Below are 24247 nucleotides of genomic sequence, written 5' to 3' on the forward strand. Positions count from 1 at the left end.
TTACAGGCGTGTGAGCGGGGAGAGCGCAAGCTCCAGGATGAACGCAGCTACTGCGGTGACCAGTGGCGTTGCTACCCAGAACAGCAGGATCCTTCGGACCAGGCGCCGGTTGACGGTGTGGAAGCGTTGGTTGACGCCGCCGCCCAGCACCGAGGCCGTGAGTGTGTGCGTGGTGGAAAGCGGCAGCTGAAATCCGATCGCGCCGATAAACAGCATCACCGACGTCAGGGTCTGGGCCACGAATCCACGCAGCGGATCAACCCGGATGAGCTTGTGCCCCAACGTGTGGGAGATCCGCCAGCCGCCCAACAGGGTTCCCGCCGTGAGCATGACGGCGGTGAGGAGCAGGATCCACAGAGGGACGTCGTCCCCGCCCGAGAACCCGGCAGCCACGATTGCCAGAAGAATGACCGCGGCCGTTCGCTGCCCGTCCTGGAGGCCGTGGCCGAACGCAACAGCCGCGCTGGAAACGGCCTGCGCACGCCGGAAGCGCCTGTTGACGACGTTCGGCTGCGTGTAGCGGGCGGCCCACGTCACCGGCCACACCAGAAGGTAAGCCGCCCCGAAGGCTATCAACGGCGACAGCACCAGGGGGAGGACCACCTGTGTGACAACGATGCCGTCCACGCCCCCGATGGAGTTTCCGCCCACCAGGATGCTCGCGCTGCCTGCGCCGATCAGGCCGCCCACCAGCGAGTTCGTGGAAGACAAAGGAATGCCACGCCACCACGCATAAACTCCCCACAGTATTGATGCCGCCAAGGCTGAGGCGAGCATGGTGAGGCCGCTGGTGCCATCGGGCAGGGTGATCCATGACTGCGTGAAGGCGAGGACGAACGTGCCGCTGAGCATGGCGCCCACGAAGTTGAAGACGGCAGCCAGGAGCACGGCGATGGACGGCGTAAGGGCACGGGTCCGGGTGGAAAGCGCGACGGCGTTGGAGACATCCCGGAAGCCGTTGAGGAATGCGAACCCGGCAGCCAAGGCAACTACCAGGACCAGGGCGGCGATGGTCACGTCATGATTCCTTGACGATGATGCTGCCTACCTGCGTGGCGACCTTCCGCATGTCTTTGGTCACTTCCACCAACTGGTTGGCGATGTCCCGGTGCCGCGCGTACTGCGCGGACTTCATGTCCTTGAGCATCTCGGCCACCCAGATCCGATGGGTGCGTTCTGCACGCTTGGTGAGCCGGAGGATTTCAATCCAGTAGTCCTCGAGTTCATCAAGGTCCTCGAGCTTCCGCATGGCGTCCACCGTCAGCTCGGCCTGCCGGCTGATGATCTCCAGCTGGTCGGCGGCGCGTTTGGGGAGCCGGTCCAGCTTGTAGATCGCGACGAGGTCGCCGGCGGCATCCAGCTTCTCCATGGCCTCGTTGAGGTGGCGCGACAAGGTGTACATGTCCTCGCGCGGGAGGGGGTTCACGAAACTGGTGCGCATGTGCGTCAGGAGTGCGAAGTGCAGGTCCAGGGATTTCGACTCATGCTCGTGCAGTTCCTCGGCAAGGCGGTCGTGCTCGCCGGCGGGGGCGCCGAGAATCTCGGACAGGGTTCCGGTGGCTGCCACGATGACGCCGGCCATCTGTGCGAGCAGTACGAGCCCGGCAGGTTCCTGGGGGAAAAGGCGCAGCTTCATGTCGCTTCCGGGCTGGGGACGGGTGGGCGCAGGCCGCTTGACTTGACGCGACCCGTTTCGCTCCCAACTTTACCGGTCCGGCGGCGAGCTGCGGGATGCGCGCGGGAACGTTGCGGGAAGTTGTCCCCATCGCGAGGTGCTGCACATCCATGCAACACTTGGCAAGGCAAATATTTAATCCAATCAATGGGGGAATTATGCGTTTCAACAATGTTGTGAAGATCACCGGCTTGGCGGCTGCCGGGATGCTCGCCTTGAGTGCCTGTGGACCCGCTGCGTCGAGCCCGACGCCGGCTGGCTCCGAATCGTCGTCCTCGTCGTCGTCCGCTTCGCCTTCAGCGTCGTCGTCGTCCTCTGCTTCTTCTGCTGCCTCCGAAGGCACTTCCTCGGGAGACTATAAGGTTGCCGCCTGGGCGCTTCCCATCTCGGACGCCGGCGAGAAGCTGGGCAGCATGAAGGGTGACAGCTTCTCCGTGGATGTCTTCCAGGTGGCCACGGACGTCGCATCCAAGGACAGCATGTTCGTGGACAAGGAAACCAAGGAGAACCTGCTGAAGAAGGGCGCTCCGATTGTTTACGTGAACTACGTGGTCACCAACACCTCTTCGGCGGATATCCCCCTGAGCCACTCGCTGGTGACGCCTTCTGCGAAGTACACGGACTGGAAGTACCTTGGCGGCATGCCGTCCGATTCCAGCAGCGACGGTTTCAAGAAGCACGGCCTCACCAGCTCAGGCATCAAGCTGAAGGAAAAGGACCCGTTCGTGCTGAAGCCGGGTGAGTCGTTCAACATCGCCGAGAACTTCGCCTACACCGCAGGCAAGGAAACTGAGATCAAGGCCACCATGACGCCGCAGGACGCGGCCGGCGACTTGGATCACGACAAGAAGGAAACCGCCGAAACTACGGTCACTTTGAAGTAGTTCCTGCCGCGTTTGCCCGGGCCCGTTTCAGGACAGGCCCGGGCAGACTGCGTTCGGGCATAAAAATGGTGCCGAACCGGATACGCCTCTCGGCGGTAGGCCGCTCGAAGCGGCTATAAGTTGAAGCCCGGGGGTTTCGCGGTTCGACACCAGTTTTAGTTTTCCCCGTCTGGCTGGCTAAGTCAACATTGACAGTCCGGGCCGGGCGTGGGTAAGTTTCGCCCTTCTGCTGCGTTAGTCCAGCTCTCCAAGCCGCCACGCGTTTGCGGCATGTTCGAGGTCTTCCGCGGTTTTCACCAGCTGGTGGGAGTTGCGGGTGAGCTTGCTCGCGTGGCCCTCATTGGTGTGTTCGGCGCCGTCGGCAAGTGTCGCCTGGCCGAGTGCCACCACACGGCAGAACGCAGCCGAACGTTCCAGCGCGACGTCGAACTCGCCGTCGAAGGCGCCCGACAAAATCGCGTCAGCCATGGTCTTCATCTCGTCGGCTCCCGGCGGCTCAGCCGCCCCTGCCACCACGTTCGAAACCTGCGCGGTATCGCGCCCGGCGCGGAAGTACACGGAGATGCGCTCCGGGTTCTGGATGGTTGCGGCGCGGAGGGCATACAGCCGCCAGAGGGCGCCCGGCAGGCTTCGGGCAGGGCTTTCAGCCCACATCTCGGCGATGGCTTCGAGGCCTTGCTCATCGGCCAGCTTCACCAGCCTGCGGGTGACTTTGGGGTCGTCGCTGTCGCGGCCGCGCTTCACCAGCGCCTGGGCAGCCAGGTGCGCTGCCTCGGAAACGCGTGCCGGGTCTGCCCCACCGGCGAACGGTTCGAAATCGATGGGGGCGAAGGGCTTGGGCTTGTGGTGCCTGTTTGCTCCGCCGTACGCACGTGATCCTGGCTGTTCGCTCATGAGTTCACCGTACTCCTGTGCTCTGGTGGGGTCGAGTAACGGTTCCTCGGGCCGCTGTTGCCGGGGCGGGCCTTCGCTACCCGCTTTGCCGCCGCCCTGAGACGGACACACCGCAGCTGCCGCGCGTCGTCGTCGACCTCCCGCACAAAGAAGGTGACGACGCCGCAGCGCGCCTTCGGTTCCATACCTGCCTTGACCTTGGGGTACAGTATTTATGGCTGTTTCAACAGCTGGAGGGCCTTTAGCTCAGTTGGTAGAGCATCGGACTTTTAATCCGTGGGTCGTGGGTTCGATCCCCACAGGGCCCACCCTCCAAAACAGGCCGGAGACGCTGAGTCTCCGGCCTGTTTTTTGTTGTCCGCCCACGGACTGGCGGGCTCTTTGTATGTCCGCCGCACAGCCGTGAACGGCGCAAAGGTCAGCGTGGGCGTCAGGATTTCGCCCGCCGAGCAACGATGGCGGCGTGCGGACGGACTCCGGGATCTGCGCGGGAGTGTGTGCTGGTCACGGTAAAGCCCGCATCCTGGAGCCGGGCGGCCATCTCCTCCGTGGGCCAAAAATAGGCGGGCGTCACGGCGTGCGGGAAGCCCTCCAGGGTGACTCCCTCGAAGAATCCCAGCAGGAGACCGCCGTCGGGCCTGAGGCATCGGGCAAATTCGTCCAGGACCGCGCCGATGTCTTCAGGGGGAGTGTGAATCAGGGAGTACCAGGCGAGGATCCCGGCGAGTGACTGGTCCGGTGTCGGCAGATCCTTGAGGTCACCCAGTGTGAAGGGGATTTCCGTGTAGCGCTGCCGGGCGGTCTCGATGAACTCAGGCACCAGGTCCACGCCCTCGGCATCCACGCCAATCGAGTGCATGAAGTGCGTCCACTGGCCTGGGCCGCAGCCGGCGTCGAGGACTTTCCCGTCAAGGCTGCCGGCCCAGTCCTGGACAAGCGCGCGATCGTCGGTGTTGGTGCTGCTGATGGACCCGAACAGCGAGGTGTACTCGGCCGCGCGGGCGGAATAGGCGGACGCAGTGATCCCGGATGACATGGACTCCAGCCTAGGCCGCTCCCAACCCGCTCGGTGCGAATTCCCGATGCAGAACGGCGCAAGCGCCGCGCAAAGCAAAGAAAGTCCTTGACTCGGCATCGATACATCGACAGCATGGTTCTATAACGTTGTAAATTGACTCGTAAGCCCCCGAACAACCCAGCAGACAAGGACCCATGCCTTGGGAGACCAGAACAACACCGCCAAAATCACCATCGACCCCGCATTTGTCATCGGTCCGGTCCGGAGAAAAACCTTTGGGGCCTTCGTCGAGCACCTGGGCCGCTGTGTTTACACAGGAATCTTCGAACCGGAGCACCCGCAGGCTGACGAGGACGGATTCCGTACCGACGTCCTGGAGCTCACCAGGGAACTCGGCGTCTCCACCGTCCGCTACCCCGGAGGGAATTTCGTTTCGGGCTACCGCTGGGAGGATGGGGTGGGTCCCAAGGAAGACCGCCCTACCCGCCTGGATCTCGCCTGGCACTCCAGCGACCCCAACCTGGTGGGCGTGGACGAGTTCGCCAAATGGTCCGAAAAGGCCGGGGTCGAGCCCATGATGGCAGTGAACCTGGGCACCAGGGGAACGCAGGAAGCCCTGGACCTGCTGGAATACTCCAACATCAAGGGCGGTACGGCCCTGTCCGAACAGCGCAAGGCCAATGGCGCTGTCGAGCCCCACAACATCAACATGTGGTGCTTGGGCAACGAGATGGATGGTTTCTGGCAGATCGGCCACAAAACGGCCGCAGAGTACGCCCGGGTTGCGGCTGAAACAGCCCGGGCCATGCGCATGGTGAACCCGGACCTGGAACTGGTGGCGTGTGGAAGTTCCGGCCCGGACCTGCCCACATTCGGCGAATGGGAGCGTGTGGTCCTCAACGAAACCTACGAACTCGTGGACCTGATCTCAGCCCACCAGTACTTCGAGGACTTCGGCGATCTGCAGGAACACCTGACCGCCGGGCACAGGATGGAGGCCTTCATCAAGGACCTGGTGTCCCACATCGACCACGTGAAATCCGCAACGAAATCCGGTAAGCAGGTCAACATTTCCTTCGACGAGTGGAACGTCTGGCACATGTCCCGGGACGAATCGAAGGCACCCGCCGGTGATGACTGGCCCGTCGCCCCGGTACTGCTGGAGGACCGCTACACAGTGGCGGACGCCGTAGTGGTGGGTGACCTCCTGATAACGCTGCTTCGCAACACGGACCGCGTCCATTCAGCCAGCCTTGCTCAACTGGTCAACGTGATCGCGCCCATCATGACCGAGCCCGGTGGCCGTGCCTGGAAGCAGACAACGTTCCACCCGTTCGCACTCACGTCGCAGCATGCCTCGGGCGATGTGCTGAACCTCGCCGTCGAATCGCCGCAGCTGGGCAGCGAAAAGACGCCCGCCTTCAGCGCGTTGTCAGCGGTGGCAACGCATGACGCCGATGCCAAGGAGGCCGTCGTCTTCGCCGTGAACCGTTCGGCGACTGACGCGCTGACCCTGGACGCCGCCGTCGGAAGCCTCAACGCGCAGAAGGTTATCGAGGCCATCACGTACACGAACAAGGACCCGTACTGGCAGGCGACGGCGGACGATTCGACGTCGGTCCTGCCGTCCGAAAACGTCAGCGTCAAGCTCGACGGCGGCCGCCTCACCGCCGGGCTTCCGCCCGTGAGCTGGACCATGATCAGGCTGTCCCTGGAGTCCTAGGGCAACACAGGAATCCTAGGGCAACACTGGGCGGCCAGGGCAACACAGGGCGTCCGGAACAGCGGGAAACTAGGCGATCTGCTGCGTACCGTCGTGGAACATTGGGTACGCGGAAATGGGTGTGACGGTGGCTGGTTCCGGTGCCTGCGCTGCGGGCTCCGGAGCCGGCTCGTCGACGGTCACGATCTCCATGGACTCCATGTCCAGCAGCCGCCGGCTTCCGGTGTGGTCATTGAGCCAGAAGAGGTCCGTTCCTGCCACTGTCTTGACCACGGTGCCCCGGTGGTAGAGCCGTCCGTTGTGCCATGCCTCGACGTAGCTGCCCGGGCTCAACGGGTGCGGTTCCTCCTGGCTGCCCGGCATGGTTCCGAATGCCTGCGCCAGGCTTGCCTGTGTCTTCAGGGCCTGGAACAAGTCCCTGTTTGCGATGCTCATGTCTGCTCCCCTCGGCTGTCGCCTTCCATTCGCCCCAGCATTGCGCATGTTTGTTGCATGGGCGTTGCAAGGGGATGAGCGATGTGTGACGGAACAAGAGGCATTGCACTCGTGGTCGGTCAAAGCCCGGAAGCCGCTCCATCTGCAACGATGTATGAAAACGCAACGAAGGAGCCCCTGCATGGCCGTCACCATGAACGACGTCGCACGCGCCGCCGGAGTCTCGTTGAAGACGGTCTCCAACGTCATCAACAACTACGAGTTCATCCGCCCTGCCACCAAGCAACGCGTCCTTGATGCGATCGAGGAACTCGGCTACGAAACCAACCTCACAGCCCGCAGCCTCCGGTCCGGCAAGACCAGCATGCTCGGCCTGGTCCTGGCAGACCTCTCCATCCCGTACTACGCGGAACTGGCATCGGACATCATGAAGGCGGCGTGGGCCCGCGGTTACCGGGTGCTGGTGGAGCAGTCCGGCAACGAGGCAGAACACGAGAAGGCGGCACTCCAAGGGCAGTTCCGCAGCCTCACCGACGGCCTCCTGTTCATCCCGCTCGCGCTCGACGCCGAGCAGATCATCGCCGCTGCCGGCAAGAAGCCGTTGGTCCTCCTGGGCGAATTCGTGCAGGACCCGCGCCTGGACATGGTCCTCATCCGGAACTACGAGGCCGCCGCGGCGGTGACCTCGCACCTGTTGGCGGGTGGTCGCCGTCGTATAGCTGTCCTGGGCGCCGACGACGGCGACACAACCGGCAGTGCCGGCCTGCGCCTCAGCGGCTACAAGGCTGCGCTCGCTGACGCCGGGGTGGAGTACGACCCCGCCCTGGTGGTGCGGTGCGAGTGGCGGCGGGACGGGGGCGCTGAGGCGGTGGCGAAGCTGTTGGATGCGGGCGCGGAATTCGATGCCGTTTTCGGCCTCAACGACGTTATTGCTTTGGGAGCGCTCCACGAACTCCTGCTTCGCGGCCGGAAAGTTCCCGGGGAGATTGCCGTAGCCGGTTTTGATGACATTGAGGAGGCCCGGTTTGCCTCGCCGTCGCTGACAACGGTGGCGCCCGGTCGTACGGAAATCGCGGAGCGCGCCGTCGAACTTCTGATCGAGCGGATCGAAAGCAACCTGGCCGCTCCCGCCGTGCAGCAGCCGGAGGCGGCGTTCGAGCTGCGGGTCAGGCAGTCCGCGCCGTAGGCCGTTAGTGTTTGAGGAATGAACGTGATTCCCGCTGAAGTCGTCACCCCTGCCGTCATGATCGATGCCGACATCCTTGACCGGAATATCCAGCGGATGGCTGCCGCCATGCTCAGCAGAGGACTCAATCTCCGCCCGCACGTGAAGACGCACAAAACGTTGGAAATCGCGCGCAAGCAGCTTGCGGCGGGCGCCATTGGAATCACGGTGGCGACTATCGGCGAGGCTGAAGTCTTCGCGGCGGATGGAGTCAAGGACATCTTCATCGCCTACCCGCTCTGGGTCGAAGCCTCCCACGCGGACCGTCTTCGGGCCCTGACGGCCGCATGCCGCCTTGCTGTCGGCGTCGATTCAGCGGAAAGCGCGACGGCGATGGGGCACCACCTCGGAGCCGACGCGGCGAGCGTGGAGGTGCTGATCGAAGTGGACAGCGGACACCATCGCAGCGGCGTGCTGCCTGACGAAGTGGTGGATGTTGCCAAGGCCGCGGCTGCAGCCGGACTGAGCGTTCAGGGCGTCTTCACGTTCCCCGGACACAGCTACAAGCCGGGCATGCCGACCGGCGCGGCAAGCAACGAGAATGAGGCGCTCGGCCTGGCCGCGACGGCCCTGACGTCCGCAGGTTTCGAGGTGACCACCATCAGCGGCGGTTCCACGCCCACTGCATTGATTGACGGTGAAACTGTGGCGACCGAGCTTCGTCCAGGCGTCTACGTTTTCGGCGACGCCCAGCAACTGGAACTCGAACGGTGTGCCTGGGAGGACATCTCCCTGACCGTGGCAGCAACTGTGGTCAGCCGCCACGAGGCAGCCGGCGGAAATGTGCGCCGGGTTGTGGTGGACGCGGGCAGCAAGGTCCTGGGCAGTGACCGTCCGGATTGGGCCACCGGATACGGCCGACTCCCGGAGTACCCCGAAGCGAAGGTAACCGCATTGTCCGAGCACCACGCCACGGTCGTTTGGCCGGACTCGTCGGATCTTCCGGCTCTGGGCACGAGGCTCAGGGTGATTCCGAACCACGTGTGCCTGGCGATGAACCTCGTGGACGAGGTCACGGTGGTGCGCGATGGGTCCGTCGTGGAGACGTGGACCGTGGCGGCGCGGGGGCGCAACAACTAGCCCATGGCCTGCGCGGTCTCGAGCAGCGTGTGGAACTCGCGGTTGTGGTAAACCAACGGGGCTGAGGCGCCGGGGTTCGCCCTGATGTCCAGGACCGTCGCGGCCAGAAGCACAGAGCCTCCCAGCGGTGCCCGGTGGATGATGTCGCAGCGCAGCGCCCACTGGGCTTCCCGGAGGAGGGGCTCGCCGGTAGGCAGCAACTCCCAGTCCATGTCCTGTGTGAAGCGCGGGGCTGCGGGGTCTGCGAACGTGCGCGCCAGTTCCAACTGGCCGGCACCCACAAGGTGCACCACGATTGACTGCGCGGCCGCGATAACCGACGCCGACCGGCCGCCGGTGACTGAGAACGCGAGCGTTGGCGGATCCACCGCGACGGATGCCACCGAAGACGCCGTGAGCCCTACAGCGCCCTCGGGACCGGAGGCAGTGACGATCGCGACTCCCGCCGGGTGCGCGCGGAACGCGGACCTGAAGAGCTCGCCGACGGCCGGGGACGGCAGGGGATTGTGGTGGGTCATCGCTATGCCTTTGGTGGAACTTGCTCGGAATGACGCCGCTGGGCGCACAGTATCCGATGCTAGAACCTCAACAATAGTTGAGGTCATTTCGGGCCTATTCGACCCCCGCCTGAGACGGATTGGAAACGTGCCTGAAACTTCCGCTCCCTACGCTGGTCACATCAGTCCCAGCTGTGCCCAGCCACAAGGAGATGCCGTGCACCTTTTGCCCCGTGAGCAGGAAAAACTCATGATCGTGGTGGCCGCCGACCTTGCACGGCGCCGACAAGGCCGAGGGCTCAAGCTGAACTACCCCGAAGCTGTGGCTGTCATCAGCTATGAGCTCATTGAGGGCGCCCGCGACGGCAAAACCGTGGCCGAACTCATGAGCTACGGAACCACCCTCCTCAGCCGGGACGACGTAATGGAAGGCGTGCCGGAGATGATCCATGACGTCCAGATCGAAGCCACCTTCCCTGACGGCACCAAGCTCGTCACCGTCCACAACCCCATCCGTTAGGAGCCCCCATGATCCCCGGTGAATACAGGCTCCAGCCAGGTTCCATCGCCTGCAACAGCGGCCGCGAGGCGATCGCCGTCGAGGTAGTGAACCGCGGCGACCGGCCGGTGCAGATCGGTTCGCACTATCACTTCGCCGAAGCGAACCGCGCCTTGGAATTCGACCGCGACGCCGCGTACGGCCGCCGCCTGGATATCCCGGCGGGCACCGCCGCGCGTTTCGAACCCGGGGACAGGAAAACGGTCCGGCTGATTGAACTCGCCGGGTCACGCGAAGTGTTCGGCCTCAGCAACGCAGTCAACGGAAAGCTCGACGGCGGCACTGACGTTGCCGGTGAACCCCGCCCGGGCGTCGCAGCGGAAAGGGACCACCAGTGAGCTTCGAGATTTCCCGCAAGCAATACTCCGAACTGTACGGACCCACCACCGGGGATGCCATCCGTCTGGCGGACACCGAACTGTTCCTTGAGATCGAGAAGGACTTCACGGTCCACGGCGAAGAAGTAGTGTTCGGCGGTGGAAAAGTAATCCGCGACGGCATGGGCCAAAACGGCCAACTGACCCGCGTCGAAGACATCCCGGACACCGTGATCACCAACGTGGTGGTCCTGGATTACACCGGGATCTACAAAGCCGACGTCGCGCTCAAAGACGGGCATATTTTCAAGATCGGCAAGGCCGGGAACCCGCAGATCACTGACGGCGTGGACATCGTGATCGGCGCCAGCACGGAGATCATCGCCGGCGAACGGAAGATCCTCACAGCCGGCGGCATCGACACCCACATCCACTTCATCTCCCCGGAACAGGTTCCGGCGGCCCTGTGCAACGGCATCACCACGATGGTTGGAGGTGGCACGGGTCCGGCCGAAGGAACCAAAGCCACCACCATCACCCCCGGAGCCTGGCACATCTCGCGGATGCTCCAGGCCGCCGAAGGGCTCCCCGTGAACATCGGCCTGTTCGGCAAGGGCCACGCGTCCGCCGTCGAGCCCCTCGCAGAGCAGATCCGGGCAGGTGCCGTAGGACTGAAAGTCCACGAGGACTGGGGCTCCACCACCTCATCCATTGACATGTCGCTGCGCGTCGCCGACGAATACGACATCCAGGTGGCCATCCACACCGACACCCTCAACGAGTGCGGCTTCGTCGAAGACACCATTCGGGCGATCGACGGCCGGGTCATCCACACCTTCCACACCGAAGGCGCAGGCGGCGGCCACGCCCCGGACATCATCAAAATCGCCGGGCTGCCCAACGTCCTTCCCGCCTCCACCAACCCCACGCTGCCGTACACGCGCAACACCATCGAAGAGCACTTGGACATGCTCATGGTCTGCCACCACCTCAACCCGGACATTCCCGAAGACGTGGCCTTCGCCGACTCCCGGATCCGGGCCGAAACGATCGCCGCCGAAGACGTCCTGCACGACCTCGGCATCTTCGCCATCACGTCATCGGACTCCCAGGCCATGGGCCGGGTAGGCGAAGTAGTGACGCGTACCTGGCAGGTAGCCGATGCCATGAAACGGCAACGGGGAGTGCTGACGGATCCAACCGGGACCACCCACGGCTCCGCCGGCTCCGACAACTTCCGCCTCAAACGCTACGTCGCCAAATACACCATCAACGCGGCCATCGCCCAAGGAATGTCAGACGTGATCGGTTCCGTCGAAGAAGGCAAATTCGCGGACCTCGTCCTTTGGGACCCCGCGTTCTTCGGCGTGAAACCCGAACTCGTCATCAAAGGCGGCCAGATCGCCTACGCGCTGATGGGAGACTCCAACGCTTCCATCCCCACGCCCCAACCCCGCACCATGCGGCCCATGTTCGCCACCTACGGGAAGGCGCTCCAGCAAACGTCCATCACCTTCCTGTCCCAGGCAGCCATCGACGCCGGAGTGCCCGCCGAACTCGGCCTCGAACGCATCATCAAGCCTGTGTCCGGCATCCGCAACCTCACAAAAGCGGACCTGAAATACAACGGCGAAACCCCGGACATCGCCGTCGACCCCGAAACCTACAAGGTGACGGTCGACGGCGAAGAAGTCACCTCCCAGCCCTCCGACGTCCTGCCGATGGCGCAGCGCTACTTCCTCTTCTAGGAGCCCGATGATCATCGAACAAATTCTGGGCAACGTCCACGAACAGCCCGCAGGCAGCTATGCGGGCAGGCACACGGAAAAAGTCGCCCTCCCCAGCAGCCTCCTCGTCAAAAGGATCCAACGGGTCACCACCGACCACGGCAAGGAACTCGGCATCCGTCTGCCCAGCGGCTCCGGCGACCTCCGCGACGGTGACATCCTGGCAGTCGACGACCACAACGTCATCGTCATCTCCGTGCTGCCAACGGACGTCCTGGTGATAGCGCCAAGGAGCATCCACGAAATGGGTGTGGTTGCGCACTCGCTCGGCAACCGGCACCTGCAGGCGCAATTCTTTGATGCTGCGTCCGAATATGAAGCCGAAGTCATGGTGTGCCAGTACGACCACACCGTCGAGGACTATCTGAAGAGCGTCGGCGTCCCCTACGACAGGCAAGAGCGGGTCATGCCGGTGCCCTTCCGCCATGCTGAGCACTCGCACTAAAGTCATGCGCCCCGGCAGGTTGGGTGCGTGCGCTTTCGCTTCGCTGGGAAGGGGGCCGTGCCCGTCCCCAGCCGCTCCCAACCTTCGCAAGCTCAGGTCGGGGCCCTCGCGGCAGTGGGCCCCCCGCGTGGCCCGCCACGCCGCGGCCCCCTTCCCAGCTCCGCTCCAGCGCACAGTTCGCACCGCCGGGGGTGCGCTTTGAGTGCGACATATCAGCTGGCTCTTCAACAGTTGACCGACTCGGCTTTGCCGACGGGCGCTTTTGCTCATTCTTTGGGGTTTGAGAGCTATATCGAGCGGGGGCTTGTGGGGGATGAGGTCACTTTCGGTACTTGGTTGAGCGCTTTTGTGGGGCAGCAGTTGGTTTATTCGGATGGGTTGGCTCTGCGTTTCCTTTATGAGGGGGTGGATGTGGGCTTGTTGGATTCTGTTCTTACCGGGCAGCTGTTGGCTCGGGAGGTTCGGGAGGCTTCTTTGAAGATGGGCGGACGGTTGCTTGAGATTGGCGGGGAGGTGTTTCCGTCAGGGGAGTTGGAGGCTTATCGGGGGCTCGTTCGTGAGGGGGGTGCCATGGGGCATCAGCCTTTGGCTTTTGGGGTTATTGCGCGGTCGCTCGGCGTTCCTTTTGAAGCGGCGCTTTCCGCTTATTTGTTTGCCACGGTTACTTCGTTGACGCAGAACGCCGTGCGCGCCATACCGCTCGGGCAGAACGCCGGGCAGCGGGTACTTCGCCAAGCACACGACGCCGTTGCTGCCGCCGGCCGGGATGTAGCACAGCTGTGCTGGGACGACTTTGGGGCCGTCAGCCCCGGACTGGAAATTTCACAAATGCGGCACGAACGGCAACGCGCCCGCATGTTCATGAGCTAGTTAGTGCAAAGGACAGAACACATGACTGAACCCATCAAAATCGGAATCGGCGGACCCGTCGGAGCAGGCAAGACACAGCTCGTGGAACGCATCACCCGCCACATGAGCCGAGACATCTCCATGGCCGCCATCACCAACGACATCTACACCATCGAAGACGCCAAAATCCTCGCCGCCAACGGCATCCTCCCCGAGGACCGGATCATCGGCGTCGAAACCGGCGGTTGCCCCCACACCGCCATCCGCGAAGACACCTCCATGAACACTGCGGCCATCGAAGAACTCAAAGCCCGGCACCCGGAGCTCCAGGTCATCTTCGTCGAATCCGGCGGCGACAACCTCTCCGCCACCTTCAGCCCCGAACTCGTCGACTTCTCCATCTACATCATCGACGTCGCCCAAGGCGAGAAGATCCCGCGCAAAGCCGGCCAAGGCATGATCAAGTCCGACCTCTTCATCATCAACAAAACGGACCTGGCACCCCACGTCGGAGCAGACCTCTCCGTCATGGAGCGGGACTCCAAGGAATTCCGCGGCAACAAACCGTTCTGCTTCACGAACCTCAAGACGGATGAAGGACTCGAGGACGTCCTGAACTGGATCCGACGCGACGTCCTGATGCTCGACTTGGCCCAATGAACCGATGCGAGTTGGCGGTTAAGTCACCTTGGGCGGCGCCCGCGGATGAAGGGGGCCGTGCCCGCTCCGCGATGCCCGCCACGCCGCGGCCCCCTTCATCCGCGTTCGCGGATCGCCCCACCCGCATTGCCACGACAAAAGGCCAGTTCCTTATCCCCGGCTCCGCCGCTTCGGTGGTTACGACACCACGCGAGATGCGCGGATGAACACGACGACGCAGGTCGATTTCGGCTCAGACGTTGTGGGGAACCTGGGGCCCGGCTCCACGTTGGCTTTCCCGGAGCGCCCTGTGCGGGGGCGGTTGGAGTTGGGCGTTAGTGTGCGGAGTGGGCGGTCCGTTGCTTCGCGGCAGTTTCATGAGGGCGCTTTGAGGGTGCTCAGGCCGCATTACTTGGATGGGTCCGGGCAGGTTTGCTACGTCATGGTCAATCCCGGCGGGGCGTATCTGGGGGCGGATGTGTTCGTCATTGACGTGGAGGTTGAGGCGGGGGCTGATCTGTTGTTGACCACGCAGTCGGCCACCAAGGTGTACCGGACTCCGGGGTCGTTCGCTGAGCAGCGGATGAGTATCAAACTGGGGGAGGGGGCGCGGCTGGAGTTGGTGCCCGATCAGTTGATCGCCTATCGAGAGGCGAGCTATCGGCAGAATTCGCGCATCAGTCTCCACCCGGCGTCGTGCCTTGTCATGGCTGAGGTGGTCACGCCGGGGTGGTCCCCGGACGGGGCATCCTTCAAGTTCGAAGAAGTGAGACTGCGGAACGAGATCCACGTCCGAACGGGGGAGCACCACGAACTGCTGGCCCTGGATAATCTCCTGATCCGGCCGCCCCTGGGGGATGTGACCGGGATGGGGTTCATGGAGGGTTTCAGCCACCTGGGATCGTTGGTGGTAGTGGATCCGCGGGTGGATCAGGAGCTTGCTGATGAACTGGCCCGAATTGCCAGGGATTTTGACGCGTATACCGGAGTTTCTTTGACCGCGACTATTGCCGGGACCACCGGGCTTGTGCTGCGATCGTTGTCGAACAGCACCGAGGAACTCAACACATTGCTGGGTGCTTGTACGGGCGTTCTGCGCGACCGTTGGTACGGACAGGCGCCCTTGAACCTGAGGAAGTACTGATGACTGCGCTGACCGAATTCGCCACCATGTACCGGGAGCGGGAAACGTTGTCCCTGCGGACCCGGCTGCTGTTCACTTTTGGTGCCGTGGCCGCTTTGCACGTTGCCGCCGTCGTGCTTTTGTTGTTTGGTTCCGCCGGTGGCGCCCAGCCGCTGGCGCTCGGGTTGGTGATTACCGCGTACGTGGCCGGCATCAAGCACAGCTACGACTGGGACCACATCGCGGCGATCGACAACTCCACCCGCAAATTCGTGGCGCAGCACAAGGACCCCGTGAGCGTGGGATTCGCGTTCAGCCTGGGGCACAGCTCCGTGGTGATCCTCGCGGGAGTGCTGGTAGTGGCCGGGGCGACGCTGATCGGCCAGTTCATGGAAGACGGCACCACGGGCAACAAGATCCTGGGCCTCATCGGCGCCGGTGTGTCCGGGTTGTTCCTGCTGACCATGGGACTGTTCAACGGCTCCGCGTTTGTTCGCGCCACGCAGGCATACCGGAAAGTCCAGGCCGGCGGGGACGTGCGCCCCGAAGACCTGGAAGCAAAAGGCCTGGTGGCCCGGCTGCTCGCCAAGCCCTTGTCGAAGGTGGAGCGGCCGCGGAACATTTACGTGATCGGCTTCCTGTTCGGCTTGGGCTTCGACACCGCCACCACCATCGGGCTGCTGGTCCTCACGACGACGGCGTCACTCGCCGGAGTCTCGCCGCTGGCCTTGATGGCCCTCCCGCTCGCGTTCACAGCAGCCATGACCCTGTGCGATTCCGCCAACGGCGTGGCCATGATGAAGATGTACAAAACCGCCATCCGTAACCCGCAACGCAAGCTCGGTTTCAACGCTGTCATCACGGGCATTTCGGCCGTCTCGGCGCTGTTCATCTCCGTGATCACCCTCGGTGGCTTCATCAACGCCGCCTTCGGGCTCGAGGACCCTCTGACAACGTGGCTCGGAGAGATCGACCTCGGCGACGCAGGCCTGATCCTGGTGGGCCTGTTCGTGCTGGTGTGGGCCGTGTCCGCCTGGCGTGGCCGGGGCGTCAGGGCCGGGTCCTAGGAAACGGCCACGGCGTTGAACAGCTCGGTGGTGTCCACGCCGAGATCCGGGGTGTCCAGTACGTTGGTCAGAAACACGACGCAACGGTCCTGTTCGGGGAGCATCCACCACTCCGTGCCGGCCCACCCGGGATGGCCGTAGATTCCCTGTGCCAGCAGCTCAGACTCGTTGGCGGGCAGCTGGAATCCCAGCCCGGTGTGGCGGAGGGGCTTGGGCCGGGTGGTGATGTGGGAAAACTCAGTGGTCCGTGGACGGCGCATCGCAGCCAGCGTGGCGGGGCGAACGGCCTTCCCGGTCTGCCCCAGAAGCTCGGAACCCAGGTTGAGCAGGTCCGTTGCCGTACCGAACAGCCCCGCACCCGGATGCCTCTTCCGATACATGGCATCCACGTTCAAACCCGCAGCCTCGGTGCCGTGGATTTTGTGCGGTTTGCAGTCGGTGCCGAACGTCAGGCCGCCGGCACCTGTGTCACCGGCCAGGGACAGGAGTTGCTCCTCGAACGGGCGCCCGTCAGCCCACTCGGCCATGGCCGCGGCGCCCTCGAAAGCGATATTGCAATACTGGACAAGGGAACCCGCATAGAAGGCCTGTTCGGCGGAGGTGAGGTCCTCGCGGAGGGGAGCGCCGCCGTCGAGCGCCGGATCAGCAATCCCGGAGCGGTGGCTGAGAAGGTGCTCCAGCGTTACGGTGTCCGTGCGGCCCGTGCCGAAGTCCGGGAGGACGTCACCCAGCGTGTTGCCCAGTGACAACTTCCCAAGCTCAACCTGCCGCATGACGGTCAGGGCAGTGACCGGCTTTGTCACCGAGAACAGCGCAAAGTGGTCCTCGGCTGTTGCCCGCCTGCCGCCGTCGGTCCCGAACGCCACAATGTCCTCGATGCCCTGGCTGGAGGCGATCCCCAGCACGGCAACGGGCACGCGCCCGAGCTCAACCTGTTTGCGGGCCCATTCTGCCGCGGGTCCTGTCTGCACCATTGCTGTGCCACGCTTTCGCTCGGGATTCGGTGTCTTGAATCTATCGTGATGGCGTTGAGAAGAAACCTACCGCCACGTGTAACCCCGGCGGCCTGGCCGGAAACTATACAAGTATCCTGCAGTTCAGGGCTCTACTTTTCAGGGGGAAATCGTGCTTTCCGAGCGCGAATTGGCGTTCATCGCCATTCACAAAGACAGCTATCCATCCGTCTTCAGGTTCGTGCGCCGACGCGTCGAATCGGCGGAGATGGCTGAAGAGATCGCCGCCGACGTTTTCCGGGTCGTATGGCAAAAATGGTCGGATGATGCCCGGCCGGAACTCGGTTACTTGCTCGCCATAGCGCGCAACCTTGTGGGTAACGCCTACCGCAGCCGCGACCGGCAGCAGGCTCTGCAGGAAAAGCTGCGCACGACGGCGGTGGAACGTTTCGGGGATGACTCCGGGAACGTCGCGGTACAGGATGCGATGGACCGCTTGCGGGTGCAGGACCGCGAGATTCTGCAGCTGGCCTACTGGGACGGACTGGGTACCACTGACATCGCCGGAGTGCTGCAGTGCAGTGAATCAGCAGCCAAGGTCCGTCTGCACCGGGCCCGGACCGCGTTCCGGAAACAGCTGCCCGCCGGCGCCGAAACGACTACACAAAAGATGGGGGTCTGAAGACAATGGATCCGATCAAGAACCAGATATCAGCGATTGACCCGCTTGCGGACGAGCGCACCGAGGTCAACTCTGAAGAAGCTTTGGCGCGCATGCTCACAGGCCCTCGGGTTTTCAGCGACAGCACCCCGGCAGCCGGAGTGGTGTCCCTTGAAGACCGCAAGCGCCGCAAGGCCCGGATCGCGGGCGGGTTGTTGCTTGGCGCTGCGGCTGTCACCGCGGGTGTCCTGGTTGCGGCCAACTTTGGCCCGCTCACAGTGGCTCCCGCGCCGGCAGTGACCGTCAGCCCGACTGAGCCGGCACCTACGCCGAGTGCTTCTGTTACCCCCACCCCTACTCCCACAGCCACACCCACGCCCTCGGCCACCCCGGAGGCGACTGTTCCGGTCACCACTCCGCCGGCGACTCCGACTGTTCCGGCGGTTGCACCGACAACGGTTCCAACGCAGCCGCCTGCTCCCGTGGCCACAGCGCAGACGTTCACTTTCCCGGATGGACACGTTTCCTTCACCTACCCCGTGGGCTGGACCGTTCGCCCGGAACAAGGTCCTTCCGACGGAGTCACCGTTTTGGACAACACCGGCGCCGAGGTCGCTTTCATGAGCAGCGGTTTCTACGGCGACGGTACTGCCGGACTGGTGGACCGCACAGTTCTGGACCGTGCCGTGGTTCCCGGGGTAACGGATACAGCAGGAAACCAGGTGGAATTCGGTTTTTCCTTGAACTACTTCATGAACTTCGACTACAACTCCGGTAACGGTGGAATGCCCACGGCTACTGGGCGTTCCGACACTCCCCCGGCGTACGTCATGGACATCCGGCTGTCCTCTGAGCTTCAATCCGGGCAGGCTTCTTCCGGCACAAACCAGATCAAGATGCCCAACGGGTTCATGATGGCCTACGTGAAGTTTGACATCAACAAACGGCCCACCTTTGCCACCCCGGAAGCGGCTAAGGCCTGGATGAACACAACGCAGTACGCCCAGTTGAAGTCGATGCTTCTGAGCGTGAGCTACAAATAGCCCCATCCGGGGGATAGCAAACGTCGCTCTGGCAGCCCGGAGCGACGTTTGCTGTCCCCTGAGGGGACCTTGACTGGCGCTGCCGTAATCTCAGGTACTTTGGCAGAAGGCCTTTATTCGCTAGGAGCATTTCTCATGACAGACATGGTTCGCCAGGCAACCGGCGCAGACCTCGGGGTTGCTGCCCGAGTACTCGGCCTTGCCTTTGAGACTTACCCTTGGACGAGATGGTCGATTCCTGACGTTGATTATGAGCAGAGACTCGAACGGCTGCAGTACCTCTACCTGGGACATGCGCTTACCCATGGATTGGTCCTGGTGGATGAACAACTGCGCTCCGTCGCTGCATTCCTTCCCCCTGATGCGCCCGAGCCTGGTCCCGATATGCAGATCGAAGTTCTGGAACTGCTGGGTTCTCGAGCGACCGCGTTGATTGATCTGAGCTTGCCCCAGCCAAAGGGGCCGGCGTGGACCTTGGCCACCGTGGGCGTAGACCCGGCACATCAAGGCAAAGGGCTGGGTACGGCCGTGGCCTCGGAGGGTCTCACGCGAATAGATCGAGAGGCAGGTGCCGTGGTGCTTGAAACCTCGGACGAGCGTAACGTGCGCCTTTACGGACGCCTTGGTTTCCTTGTCACGGACACCACTGTGATTCCGGGTGGGCCCACTGTCCATTCAATGCGCCGGGCACCCCGCCCGGCAGTTGGCAGCCCGGAGCGACGTTTGCTGTCCCCTCCTTTGGGTTAGCGGACGGTGACCAGATGTCCGGCGGGGTCGTACCGGAAGGTGACCGGGCCGCCGTCGTGCTTCAAGGCGATATTGCTGCCGTTCGGGGCGCCGCCGAGACCGTAGTTCTCAGCCCAGGAGCCATTGATGGCGGCCTTGAACTCGTAACTGCCGGCGGCCAGGTTGGGCACTGACAGCTTCCAGATCCCATCCGACGGGTCCAGCTGCAGCTGCGCCTGGGCGCAGTCCGGCATCCAGTCGCCCGAGCAGCCAAGCTCGGAATTCAGGCTGCCGGGTACCGAAACGGCCGCCGGCTGCGGGCCCGCGGAGACCGCGCTGATCACGTTGGTGGAGTGGTCGTAAAGGAACGTGACGGCGCCGCCGGGGTGCGTGAACACGACGTTGGGGCCATTCAACTCGCCACCCGCGCCGTAGTTTTCGTCCCACGTGCCGTTGAGTGCGGCCTTGAATTCATACGTGCCCGCGGGCAGGTTGGGGACATTCAGCTGCCACAGTCGGTGCGTCGGCTCGTAGCTCATGAGCCCCTGCCCGCAGGACGGCTGCCAGTCTTCGGTGCAACCCAGTTCGGTGTTGAGGCTGCCGGCCACAGTGACGGTCTCGGGCTGCGTCGGTTCTCCCACCACGCCGCTGCGGGGCTCACTGGCGGACGTCTGCCCGCGGTTGTCCAGTACCACAGCGCGGTACTCCACGGACGTGCCGGACTCCAGCGACGAGACGTCGTGGAACACCTGGTACGGCGCGTTGTCGTCCGTGCCGATCGACGCCCAGTCGCCACCTGCAGTACGCGCCTGGAAGGTGACCTCATAGAACGAGTTACCGTCGACGTCGGCCGTCACCTTCTGGCGGGTGGCGTCCCCAGCCGCCGTGACCGGCTTCTTGAGTACGACGGCGGGTGCGGCCTTCGATTTGGCGAGTCGCCCCGCTGCTTCATAAACCACTGCGGAAAGCGGCGGGACGGTGACAGCCAGCTTCGCATCCTGACCGGACTTGGCGTTCTTGGCGGCCTCACCGTAAACCAGCTTGAACGGCTGTTTCGCTTCGTACGTTGGGATCGCCGCGGTCTGTGCGGTCTCGTTGTTGTTCACAGCCACGATGTATTCACGCTGTTCCTTGGCGTCGATGCGTGAGAAGGCGTAGATCCCGGCCCCATCAGCGGCGTAGCGGTCTTGCTGGGCACCGGTACGGAGCGTGGGGTGGTCCGCTGCGAGGGCCGCGAGCTCGCTGATCTTTTTGTACAGCGGGTGCCCGGTGTTGAAGTTGTCCGTGGCATGCGTGGCGTTGGTTCCCAAAAGGTCATCATCCAAATACTCCTGGACCTTGCTGGCGAACATGGTCTGCCTCGAGTCCTGGTCCCCGCCGGCGCCGGTAAAGCCCTGCTCATCGCCGTAATAGATCACCGGGTTGCCGCGCGAGAAGTACATCAGCTCATGGGCCAGCTCGTCGCGCTCCAACAGTTCCGCGTCGGATGCTCCCGGGTTGTCCTGGGCGATAAAGGTGCCGATGCGGCCCATGTCATGGTTACCCAGGAATGTGGGCAGTTGGTAGACGTTGGAATCGGCATCCGTGTACCAGTCATCACCGTTGAAGAAGTCTGCCAGGCCGGTGGCCTTGCTGCCTTGTGATGCGAAGCTGCGGGCTGCACCTTGGAAGCCGAAGTCCAGGACAGCTTGCATCTTGTTCCTGGTGGTGAACTTGGACGTGACGGTCTTGGAGGTATCGAAGACCTCCCCGAACATGAAGAACTCGTCCTTGCCCTGCTCCTTGGCATAGCTGAGCACTTGTGGGCCGAACTGCTGCCAAAACTCGTCATTGACGTGTTTCATGGTGTCAATGCGGAAGCCGTCCACTCCGAAGTCTCTGATCCACGTTTTGTAGACGTCCATCATCCCGTTGACCACCTTGGGGTTCTCGGTGAAAAGGTCATCCAGCCCGAAGAAGTCGCCGTACAGGGAGTCTTCGCCGGCAAAGTTGGTGTTGCCGCGGTTGTGGTAGAGCGTGGGGTCGTTCAGCCAGGAAGGAACCTTGACGTCCTTCTCAGCCGCGGGGACTACGGGCGTATAGGGGAACGACGTTGCCGCGTCCAGGGCAGGGAAGTCCTGCGTCCCGGCGTAATCGCGGTCATCGAAGACCTCGCCCGTGGCGGCGCGGTAGGGCTCGGTTTCCTTGGAAATGTAGGGAGCTGAGGACGTCTCCTGGTACTGGATCACATCGGCCGTGTGGTTGGTGATGATGTCGAAGTACACCTTCATGCCGCGGGCGTGGGCGGCGTCTATGAGCGTCTTGAGCTCGGCGTTGGTGCCCAGGTGGGGGTCGATCTGGGTGAAGTCGGTGACCCAATACCCGTGATACCCGGCGGAGCTGTTCGCCGGCGTTCCGTCACCTTGTACGGCCTTGTTCTTGAAACTGGGAGTGAGCCAGAGGGCGTTGGTGCCCAAGCCCTGGATGTAGTCCAGCTGGTCCTGCAGGCCCTTCAGATCGCCCCCGTTGTAGAAGCCTTTGCGGGTGGGATCGAAGCCGGACACCATGGGATCGGAACCCAGGCCCCCGTCGTCATTGCCGGCGGTTCCGTTCTTGAAGCGGTCGGCCATGACGAAGTAGAAGTTCTGGTTGCTGACACCGCCCCGGATGGAGTGTTGGGCCGTGGGGTCAGGGTTCTTCGCGGAGACGCCGGGCGCGGCGCCTGCCGGGAGTACCGCAGATGCGGTGAGGACGGCCGTCGTCATGAGGACGACAGCCGCCCTTCTCTTGAAGGACGTGTTGTTGGGGGATCCGGAGCTGCGGAGTGACAAGTGAAGCCTTCCTCTAGCGACAGTGCTGTGGGACAAGTCACAACTGTAAGCGCTTGCGTGATGTTAATCCAGAGTAAGCGGCCGTTGACTCGTCGGATTAGGCTCCTGATTCCAGAAAAGCTGGAAGCGTTTGCAGAATTGCCGGTCTGAATCTATGTTTCAGGCTGCTGTGCCTTTGCCCATCCATAACTCAGAATGTTGTGCGGCCGTCCATAACAAAGCGTCACTCGCTTGCATAGGGTTGAAGAGATCTGCTTCACAAAGTACCGCGAACTACCCAAGGATGAGTTTCAACGATGAAGAGCATCGCCCTCTTGCGCGAACGAGCCACCCGCGTCATGCCCACCGGTTCCCACTGCCCGGCATCGGGACTGTGGAGCCCGGACTGCGAGCCGGATGTCGTCCAGGTTTTTGCTGAAGGCCATGTGCTGCCGGCCCACAACGGCGTGGCCACGGTATGGCGGCGGCAGGCCGCCGCTGAAGTTTCGGCATGACCAGCTCCATCCTGAACAGGCCGGCCGGCTACCGCCACGTGCCTGCGGCCGAATGGGCCGAGCTCAGCGCCGGCGATCCCGTGTGGATATACGACGTCGCTTGGGGTGCCGGCACGGGCCGCCTGGACGACGTGTCCAAACACCAGGAATTGCTCTGGGTAGTCCTCGAACCGACCGGGCGCAAACTCATTTGCGGCACGGACGACGTCGAGGTCTGGTCAGCCTGAAGACCCGCCGGGATGGCGCTTGATACCAATGTCTGAGCGGATCATAGGTACCAAGTGCTGTCCCGGTGTCAATTAGCCCGCGACGAGCAACATGCTGGGTGAACCAATCTCCGCACGCCCCACAGGGCCGTCCGGCAGCCCGGTTTCCGGGTCAAGCCTGAAACTGACGACGTCGTCCGAACCTTCGTTCGCTACATACAGCCAGCCTTCGCGAACCAGATGATGGCGGGGCCACTCGCCGCCGCACGGTACCTCTCCGCGCGGCTCAACCCCGGTGCCTTCGCCCGAGACCTCCAGGACGCAGATGCGGTTGGTACCCCGCACGCCCACATAGGCGAAGCGTCCATCCGGGGAGAGGGCGATCTCTGCACCGGCATCGCCGTCCTTGGCTCCCGTGGCGCTTGCCGGGACCACGGATGCGAGCTCGTAAGTGCCGTCCGGTTCCATCCGGACCGCTGCCACCTCCACCGAATACTCCGTGTCGACAAAGACCGTCCCGCTCAGGTGGCGGGCCATGTGCCGGGGACCCGAACCCATAGGCAGGACCACCTGGTGGTCGGGTTGCAGGCCTTCACCCGGCACGTACCTCCACACACGGACCAAGTCATGCCCCAAATCCGTGGTCATTACCCGGCCGTCAGGAAGCATCAAGCTCGAATGCGCGCGGCTTGGCCGCTCACCTCCGGGGGCTGCAGCCGAGTGGGGGTCGACGGCGGCCGCCGCGCTCTTGCGCGAGGTGATGGCGCCGTCGTCGTCCAGTTCGTAGAGGATGACCTGACCGTCGCCCCAACAGGTGGCCACGATGAAGCGGCCCTGCGGATCCGCAGCGACGTGGCACGTGGCATCGCCCGCGGGCCAAGGATCGCCGAAAGCCTCCAACGCAGTGTCGCCACTCCGGCGATAAGCCCGCACCGTCTTGCCTTCCTCCGCTACGGCGTAAACCACGGGAAGCGTCGGGTGCAGCGCCAGGAAGGACGGCGAATTGGCTTCGACGGCCAAGCCAACGGCCGTCAGCCCACCTTCACTGTCCGCCGAGAGCGCCGTGATGCCCTTGCCGTGGCCGTTCCTGTCGGCCGTGTAGGAGCCAACCCAGAGCAATGATTCGTGCGTTGTCAT

General features: G+C 63.4%; 26 protein-coding genes and 1 tRNA gene. 18 read left to right on the top strand and 9 right to left on the bottom strand.

What is annotated here, in order from left to right; translation table 11 throughout:
- On the bottom strand, positions 1–1017 hold the full coding sequence (locus tag PV760_RS18170; RefSeq protein ID WP_018780234.1) for an inorganic phosphate transporter: 1017 nt from the start codon (positions 1015–1017) through the stop codon (positions 1–3).
- Position 1018: 1 nt separating this feature from the next.
- Entirely contained in the window at positions 1019–1636 is a 618-nt protein-coding gene (locus PV760_RS18175) for a DUF47 domain-containing protein (RefSeq protein WP_018780233.1), read from the bottom strand.
- A gap of 197 nt (positions 1637–1833) precedes the next feature.
- Between PV760_RS18175 and PV760_RS18180 the strand changes: the two genes are divergently transcribed.
- On the top strand, positions 1834–2559 hold the full coding sequence (locus tag PV760_RS18180) for a hypothetical protein (protein WP_018780232.1): 726 nt from the start codon (positions 1834–1836) through the stop codon (positions 2557–2559).
- 234 nt (positions 2560–2793) lie between these two features.
- Here PV760_RS18180 and PV760_RS18185 read toward each other — a convergent pair whose 3' ends face one another.
- Positions 2794–3453, bottom strand: coding sequence for a hypothetical protein (locus PV760_RS18185; protein WP_018780231.1), 660 nt, complete (start codon positions 3451–3453; stop codon positions 2794–2796).
- A gap of 235 nt (positions 3454–3688) precedes the next feature.
- On the opposite strand from PV760_RS18185, the gene PV760_RS18190 reads away from it, so the two are divergent.
- Positions 3689–3761, top strand: a tRNA-Lys gene (locus PV760_RS18190).
- A gap of 122 nt (positions 3762–3883) precedes the next feature.
- Here the strand turns inward: PV760_RS18190 and PV760_RS18195 are convergent.
- Positions 3884–4489, bottom strand: a complete 606-nt coding sequence (locus tag PV760_RS18195; RefSeq protein ID WP_354628387.1) for a class I SAM-dependent methyltransferase — start codon at positions 4487–4489, stop codon at positions 3884–3886.
- A gap of 181 nt (positions 4490–4670) precedes the next feature.
- Here PV760_RS18195 and arfA point away from each other — a divergent pair, with 181 nt between their 5' ends.
- Positions 4671–6194 (top strand): arabinosylfuranosidase ArfA, encoded by a 1524-nt coding sequence (gene arfA, locus PV760_RS18200; protein ID WP_354628388.1) that lies wholly within the window; start codon positions 4671–4673, stop codon positions 6192–6194.
- Between the two features lie 69 nt (positions 6195–6263).
- Here the strand turns inward: arfA and PV760_RS18205 are convergent, their stop codons facing one another.
- Entirely contained in the window at positions 6264–6629 is a 366-nt protein-coding gene (locus PV760_RS18205) for a hypothetical protein (protein ID WP_018780228.1), read from the bottom strand.
- A 181-nt stretch (positions 6630–6810) separates the two neighbouring features.
- On the opposite strand from PV760_RS18205, the gene PV760_RS18210 reads away from it, so the two are divergent.
- Together PV760_RS18210 and PV760_RS18215 are read left to right on the top strand one after the other, a co-directional pair.
- Complete coding sequence (locus tag PV760_RS18210) at positions 6811–7815, top strand: LacI family DNA-binding transcriptional regulator (protein WP_354628389.1); 1005 nt, start codon at positions 6811–6813, stop codon at positions 7813–7815.
- Positions 7816–7833: 18 nt separating this feature from the next.
- Entirely contained in the window at positions 7834–8934 is a 1101-nt protein-coding gene (locus PV760_RS18215; RefSeq protein ID WP_354628390.1) for a D-TA family PLP-dependent enzyme, read from the top strand.
- On the opposite strand, the gene PV760_RS18220 is transcribed toward PV760_RS18215, so the two are convergent.
- On the bottom strand, positions 8931–9452 hold the full coding sequence (locus PV760_RS18220; protein WP_055973678.1) for a flavin reductase family protein: 522 nt from the start codon (positions 9450–9452) through the stop codon (positions 8931–8933). The genes PV760_RS18215 and PV760_RS18220 overlap by 4 nt on opposite strands.
- A gap of 196 nt (positions 9453–9648) precedes the next feature.
- Here PV760_RS18220 and PV760_RS18225 point away from each other — a divergent pair, with 196 nt between their 5' ends.
- From PV760_RS18225 to PV760_RS18260, 8 genes are all read left to right on the top strand, one after another.
- Entirely contained in the window at positions 9649–9951 is a 303-nt protein-coding gene (locus tag PV760_RS18225; RefSeq protein ID WP_018780224.1) for an urease subunit gamma, read from the top strand.
- An 8-nt stretch (positions 9952–9959) separates the two neighbouring features.
- A complete protein-coding gene (locus tag PV760_RS18230) occupies positions 9960–10328 on the top strand; it encodes an urease subunit beta (RefSeq protein ID WP_018780223.1) in 369 nt (122 codons plus the stop codon).
- Positions 10325–12055, top strand: coding sequence for an urease subunit alpha (ureC, locus tag PV760_RS18235; protein WP_354628391.1), 1731 nt, complete (start codon positions 10325–10327; stop codon positions 12053–12055). Before PV760_RS18230 ends, ureC begins: the two co-directional genes overlap by 4 nt.
- A 7-nt stretch (positions 12056–12062) precedes the next feature.
- The gene (ureE, locus tag PV760_RS18240; RefSeq protein ID WP_354628392.1) at positions 12063–12539 is read left to right on the top strand and encodes an urease accessory protein UreE; all 477 of its coding nucleotides are present in this window, start codon (positions 12063–12065) and stop codon (positions 12537–12539) included.
- A 198-nt stretch (positions 12540–12737) separates the two neighbouring features.
- The gene (locus PV760_RS18245) at positions 12738–13409 is read left to right on the top strand and encodes an urease accessory protein UreF (RefSeq protein ID WP_275777357.1); all 672 of its coding nucleotides are present in this window, start codon (positions 12738–12740) and stop codon (positions 13407–13409) included.
- Between the two features lie 21 nt (positions 13410–13430).
- Positions 13431–14048, top strand: a complete 618-nt coding sequence (gene ureG, locus PV760_RS18250) for an urease accessory protein UreG (RefSeq protein ID WP_354628393.1) — start codon at positions 13431–13433, stop codon at positions 14046–14048.
- 202 nt (positions 14049–14250) lie between these two features.
- A complete protein-coding gene (locus PV760_RS18255; RefSeq protein WP_354628394.1) occupies positions 14251–15171 on the top strand; it encodes an urease accessory protein UreD in 921 nt (306 codons plus the stop codon).
- Positions 15171–16217 carry a HoxN/HupN/NixA family nickel/cobalt transporter gene (locus PV760_RS18260; RefSeq protein WP_354628395.1) on the top strand — a complete coding sequence of 349 codons (1047 nt, stop codon included), beginning with the start codon at positions 15171–15173 and terminating at the stop codon, positions 16215–16217. The genes PV760_RS18255 and PV760_RS18260 overlap by 1 nt, the downstream gene beginning before the upstream one ends.
- On the opposite strand, the gene PV760_RS18265 is transcribed toward PV760_RS18260, so the two are convergent.
- A complete protein-coding gene (locus tag PV760_RS18265; protein WP_354628396.1) occupies positions 16214–17191 on the bottom strand; it encodes a serine hydrolase domain-containing protein in 978 nt (325 codons plus the stop codon). The genes PV760_RS18260 and PV760_RS18265 overlap by 4 nt on opposite strands.
- Positions 17192–17342: 151 nt before the next feature.
- Here PV760_RS18265 and PV760_RS18270 point away from each other — a divergent pair, with 151 nt between their 5' ends.
- The 3 genes from PV760_RS18270 (at position 17343) to PV760_RS18280 (ending at position 19621) form a co-directional block, all read left to right on the top strand.
- On the top strand, positions 17343–17852 hold the full coding sequence (locus PV760_RS18270) for an RNA polymerase sigma factor (RefSeq protein ID WP_189076375.1): 510 nt from the start codon (positions 17343–17345) through the stop codon (positions 17850–17852).
- Between the two features lie 5 nt (positions 17853–17857).
- Complete coding sequence (locus PV760_RS18275; protein ID WP_354628397.1) at positions 17858–18874, top strand: hypothetical protein; 1017 nt, start codon at positions 17858–17860, stop codon at positions 18872–18874.
- A gap of 135 nt (positions 18875–19009) precedes the next feature.
- Positions 19010–19621, top strand: a complete 612-nt coding sequence (locus PV760_RS18280) for a GNAT family N-acetyltransferase (protein WP_079582467.1) — start codon at positions 19010–19012, stop codon at positions 19619–19621.
- Here PV760_RS18280 and PV760_RS18285 read toward each other — a convergent pair.
- Positions 19618–22344, bottom strand: a complete 2727-nt coding sequence (locus PV760_RS18285; RefSeq protein ID WP_354628403.1) for an alpha-amylase family glycosyl hydrolase — start codon at positions 22342–22344, stop codon at positions 19618–19620. The genes PV760_RS18280 and PV760_RS18285 overlap by 4 nt on opposite strands.
- Before the next feature lie 362 nt (positions 22345–22706).
- Between PV760_RS18285 and PV760_RS18290 the strand changes: the two genes are divergently transcribed.
- Both PV760_RS18290 and PV760_RS18295 read left to right on the top strand, forming a co-directional pair.
- Positions 22707–22904, top strand: a complete 198-nt coding sequence (locus PV760_RS18290) for a hypothetical protein (protein WP_064723466.1) — start codon at positions 22707–22709, stop codon at positions 22902–22904.
- Positions 22901–23131, top strand: a complete 231-nt coding sequence (locus PV760_RS18295) for a hypothetical protein (protein WP_354628398.1) — start codon at positions 22901–22903, stop codon at positions 23129–23131. The genes PV760_RS18290 and PV760_RS18295 overlap by 4 nt, the downstream gene beginning before the upstream one ends.
- A gap of 72 nt (positions 23132–23203) precedes the next feature.
- Here PV760_RS18295 and PV760_RS18300 read toward each other — a convergent pair whose 3' ends face one another.
- The gene (locus PV760_RS18300; protein WP_354628399.1) at positions 23204–24247 is read right to left on the bottom strand and encodes a lactonase family protein; all 1044 of its coding nucleotides are present in this window, start codon (positions 24245–24247) and stop codon (positions 23204–23206) included.

It is taken from the genome of Paenarthrobacter sp. CC6 (assembly GCF_040560085.1).
Classification (GTDB): Bacteria; Actinomycetota; Actinomycetes; order Actinomycetales; family Micrococcaceae; genus Arthrobacter; species Arthrobacter nicotinovorans.

Coding starts and splice junctions, on each gene's coding strand:
- PV760_RS18175 (WP_018780233.1), bottom strand. CDS start 1,636: ATGAAGCTGCGCCTTTTCCCCCAGGAACCTGCCGGGCTCGTACTGCTC.
- PV760_RS18180 (WP_018780232.1), top strand. CDS start 1,834: ATGCGTTTCAACAATGTTGTGAAGATCACCGGCTTGGCGGCTGCCGGG.
- PV760_RS18185 (WP_018780231.1), bottom strand. CDS start 3,453: ATGAGCGAACAGCCAGGATCACGTGCGTACGGCGGAGCAAACAGGCAC.
- PV760_RS18195 (WP_354628387.1), bottom strand. CDS start 4,489: ATGTCATCCGGGATCACTGCGTCCGCCTATTCCGCCCGCGCGGCCGAG.
- PV760_RS18205 (WP_018780228.1), bottom strand. CDS start 6,629: ATGAGCATCGCAAACAGGGACTTGTTCCAGGCCCTGAAGACACAGGCA.
- PV760_RS18210 (WP_354628389.1), top strand. CDS start 6,811: ATGGCCGTCACCATGAACGACGTCGCACGCGCCGCCGGAGTCTCGTTG.
- PV760_RS18215 (WP_354628390.1), top strand. CDS start 7,834: ATGAACGTGATTCCCGCTGAAGTCGTCACCCCTGCCGTCATGATCGAT.
- PV760_RS18220 (WP_055973678.1), bottom strand. CDS start 9,452: ATGACCCACCACAATCCCCTGCCGTCCCCGGCCGTCGGCGAGCTCTTC.
- PV760_RS18230 (WP_018780223.1), top strand. CDS start 9,960: ATGATCCCCGGTGAATACAGGCTCCAGCCAGGTTCCATCGCCTGCAAC.
- ureE (WP_354628392.1), top strand. CDS start 12,063: ATGATCATCGAACAAATTCTGGGCAACGTCCACGAACAGCCCGCAGGC.
- ureG (WP_354628393.1), top strand. CDS start 13,431: ATGACTGAACCCATCAAAATCGGAATCGGCGGACCCGTCGGAGCAGGC.
- PV760_RS18255 (WP_354628394.1), top strand. CDS start 14,251: ATGAACACGACGACGCAGGTCGATTTCGGCTCAGACGTTGTGGGGAAC.
- PV760_RS18260 (WP_354628395.1), top strand. CDS start 15,171: ATGACTGCGCTGACCGAATTCGCCACCATGTACCGGGAGCGGGAAACG.
- PV760_RS18265 (WP_354628396.1), bottom strand. CDS start 17,191: ATGGTGCAGACAGGACCCGCGGCAGAATGGGCCCGCAAACAGGTTGAG.
- PV760_RS18275 (WP_354628397.1), top strand. CDS start 17,858: ATGGATCCGATCAAGAACCAGATATCAGCGATTGACCCGCTTGCGGAC.
- PV760_RS18280 (WP_079582467.1), top strand. CDS start 19,010: ATGACAGACATGGTTCGCCAGGCAACCGGCGCAGACCTCGGGGTTGCT.
- PV760_RS18285 (WP_354628403.1), bottom strand. CDS start 22,344: ATGACGACGGCCGTCCTCACCGCATCTGCGGTACTCCCGGCAGGCGCC.
- PV760_RS18290 (WP_064723466.1), top strand. CDS start 22,707: ATGAAGAGCATCGCCCTCTTGCGCGAACGAGCCACCCGCGTCATGCCC.
- PV760_RS18295 (WP_354628398.1), top strand. CDS start 22,901: ATGACCAGCTCCATCCTGAACAGGCCGGCCGGCTACCGCCACGTGCCT.
- PV760_RS18300 (WP_354628399.1), bottom strand. CDS start 24,247: ATGACAACGCACGAATCATTGCTCTGGGTTGGCTCCTACACGGCCGAC.